Raw genomic sequence first — 3332 nt, forward strand, 5'->3', positions numbered from 1 at the left:
ATATTTAACGCCGGAAGAATTCCGGCAGAAGTACCACCAACAGAGGACCCAGGTTGCTAATTAAAGACTGGGATACCTAACGGGGAAAGGTCAGGCTCAAGCTGCGGGCCAGTTGATATACCAAGCTAGGAAATTGCTACCTCCAGTAGGATCTCTGCAAAATTTATCCCACCATTCCTTGCTGGCTGCTTCTTTAGCTTGTCCAAAGCATAAACCAGCGTAACTACTGCACCCTCTCGATACAGTTCCAAATCTGCATTATAGTTAGCAACACAGCTCTCAGTTCTAACTCGCCCATCCTCACAAAGATACTCAAAATCTTTGCCTTCATCCTCGTCTGCATCTTGGCCAGCAACATACAAGCGCTGGATAGTGCCTTTGAAAGTACGAACTTCAATACGTCCGTCTTTAATGCTTTGCCACCATTCTTTTGACCCGTAGAGGCCTTCAGAGCCAAGTAGCCCCATATGCGGTTTAGCCACATTCAACGTCAGCGCTTGGGTCATGGCCACTTGCTCTGGATGTGCTACGAGATATTTCGCAAGTTCGTAAACTATTTTTTCTTCGTTACATATAGTATGCATAGTGCATCCTTTAATTCAAACGCTCAAAATCAAGTAGATTTGAGTTGAAAATGTTCAGTGCTGCACCCTTTCCGATCTGAGTATTCATGATTCCGACACCATTGTTAATGCTCATATCACCAGTAGCCTCAACCTTGAATCGAGCGTTGGTTTGATTCCATGGCCCAGTTTTGGTGGACATTTCAGGGAATTGGGCAGCAGCGGGTTCATTAGCCGCGATGCCAATCTCTTGAAGCTTCGCTGACGTACCTGGCTTGACTGTCAACCGAACCAATGCACCATCATAATTTGCGGAAAACGCTTCAAGCGGTGCCAATGAAGTTTCACCAGTACCTGTAAGTATGTTGTCTCGAACCAATGTCCTGTAGTGCGATTCCTTCATAGTTCGATAAAGAATCTCATTACCAAAAATGTCGTACTCTTGGATAGGGCTGAGCGGGTTTGACGCGCGACTTGCTGGAACACCTATCTGCGCCACTCCTTCCACATTGCCACCCACAACAGCTCTGTCTAGAATCCCCCACCCAATCCGCTGACTCGGCGACAACGTCACAGGCCGGTATTTTAACCCGGTACCCTCAGCCTCGCCACGCACCACCCCCAACGTCAAGAACTCGAGTGTGGTCGAGCCGGACTGATGTTTGACCCAGCCAGGATAATGGCCTCGGCTACCGCTGGACAAGGTTCCGGCCATCTGCTTGGCAGGCAGGTTCACTGCCGCACTCGGTGCCACCGTGTCCCAGCCCAGCACCGTTTCTGTCAGGAAGGTGCCCAGGTTGTTCAGGCCGTTGGCGTTCGCGTAATAGCCGCCTATTGCACCCAGTTGCCAGAAGTCTTTCGCCACGCCTGCTGCGCCAGCCCAGCCTGCACGGGCTACGTTTGCTGCGTATGCCCCGCCGCTGAGGGCCGCCGCACCGCCCAGTTCCAATGCCATTGGGCCGTACAGGCTCGATGCCGTACCAGCCAGGGCCAGGGCGGTCACGCCTTGTGCGGTTTGCCACATGTGTGTGCGGGCCGCTATTTCATCGCTGGTGTAGGTGCGGTTCAGTGCAAACTGCGCGGTGCCAAAGAGGGCCTCGGCCACCAGTCCCGCATCGCTGACCCGTGTCGGTTGGGGCATGGCTCGGGCATGCGGGCTGGTTTCCGCTGTTTCTGCTGCCAGGGTGAAGTTCAGTTCTGCGCCCAGGGTGATGCGATCTGTTGCCTGCTGGGCCGCTTGGGCTGCGATGCTTGCACTGGCCCGTGCTGCCGCCTGTGCCGCCTTGATCTGGCCCCATTCGCCGGCTGCCTGGTGGGCGGCTTGGCATAGCTTGGCAGGTCCAGATAGGTGCCGCTACGCAGGTGATCCGGCTGGCTGGCCAGTGACGGGTTGGCCGCCAGGATGGCCGGCCATATATTGCCGTCGTCATAGTGCTGCTGGGCGATGCTGTAGTAGCTTTCACCGGGCTCAACCCGGTAACGGCCCACCGTCAGCGGCAGTTTGCCACCCGCCATCTGGTCTTGGTAGTAGCTTACGTCGTTGCGAGGCAGTGGGTCGATAGCCAGCCCATCGCGGGCCCTGAACGGGTTCTGGCGCGGGGGATTCAGAGTGGCCCCGGCCAGCTGCTGGGCGCGGCTGGCGGCTGCGGCTTCAGTGCGGGTGGCGATGTCGTTATTCACGCCCGCATTGGCAAAGGCATCACCAAAGGCATTGGCCAGCATACCGCGCTGGTAGTCCCGGTAGTGATGGGTGGTGAGCTGCGTCGAGACCGCGCCGCTGGCGAAGTTGCGTGCCAGCTGGCGGGTGAAGCCGTGGATGAAACTCTGCTCACCCTGGCCGCTGGCCAGTTGCTGCTGGACGCTCGACCAAGCCGGGCTGTTGCCTTGTCCGGAATATTGCAGCTGGCCAATGGCGTCGCCCACTACGCTGCCGACCGCCGCCCCGGCCCCGGCTGCCGCCACTTGGTTCCACTTGAAGCCATCTTGCCAGCCGGCAGCGCGCATGGCTTGTTGGGTGATGACGTTGCCGATCATGGCGTTGGCGCCAGCCGCTAGGGCGTGGCTGGTGGTGGCGCTGAAGTTGAACCCTTGCGCGACGCTCTGCAGGGCGGGGCCCAGGGCCGAACCCACGCCAGCGGTCACCCCGGCTGATAGGGCGGCGATGCCGACCTGCGTCCAGCTGAATTTGTCGACGTTGCCGGTGGCCATGCCTACCAGTTGGCTGGCGGCAGAGCCGACGGCGGCGCCTACCATTGCCGCCCCGATACCGACGGCGGTGGTGCCGATGGCAGCAGCCATGCCGCCCACAGCGACCAGGCCCCCGCCCCCCATCAAGGCGGCAGTGCCGGTAGCCATCAGACCCGCCCCCGCCGTTGACGAGATGGCCCCCATCGCCATGGCCGCCGCCCCGGCGGTCACAATGGTTGCCACCACCGCCACCACGATCATCAGGATCATACCTGCCGTGCCGCAGCCATTGTCATTGGTTGGCGGCTTGGGCATGGTCGGATCGATCCGGCCCATGGCTTCGCCGGGGTTGTAGGGCCTGAAGGTATTGCTGTTGTTGTGGATGTTGGTGACTTTGTTGGGAATCACCAAGTTTTGCCCTGGGGTCAGGGTTTCGCTGCCTCGCAAGCCGTTGGCGTCTGCCAACAGGTACCACATGGCGTCATCTCCCCACAGGCTGTGGGCGACGCTGCGCAGGGTTTCGCTGCTGCCGCGCACGGTGTAGCTGCCCGGTGCGTTGCCGGGGTATTGTTCGTTGATCGG

3 protein-coding genes are annotated in these 3332 nt (G+C 59.1%); all 3 read right to left on the reverse strand.

The window, feature by feature from the left end; translation table 11 throughout:
* Window positions 1-125: 125 nt before the first annotated feature.
* Window positions 126-584, reverse strand: a complete 459-nt coding sequence (locus HNQ59_RS19140) for a hypothetical protein (protein WP_184041989.1) — start codon at window positions 582-584, stop codon at window positions 126-128.
* 10 nt (window positions 585-594) lie between these two features.
* The gene (locus HNQ59_RS19770; protein WP_246491088.1) at window positions 595-1587 is read right to left on the reverse strand and encodes a hypothetical protein; all 993 of its coding nucleotides are present in this window, start codon (window positions 1585-1587) and stop codon (window positions 595-597) included.
* A 167-nt stretch (window positions 1588-1754) separates the two neighbouring features.
* Window positions 1755-3332, reverse strand: a 1578-nt coding sequence (locus HNQ59_RS19150; protein WP_184041990.1) for a LysM peptidoglycan-binding domain-containing protein, incomplete at its 5' end; no start/stop codon positions are given.

Origin of the sequence: Chitinivorax tropicus (assembly GCF_014202905.1) — a bacterium.
Taxonomy (GTDB): Bacteria; Pseudomonadota; Gammaproteobacteria; order Burkholderiales; family SCOH01; genus Chitinivorax; species Chitinivorax tropicus.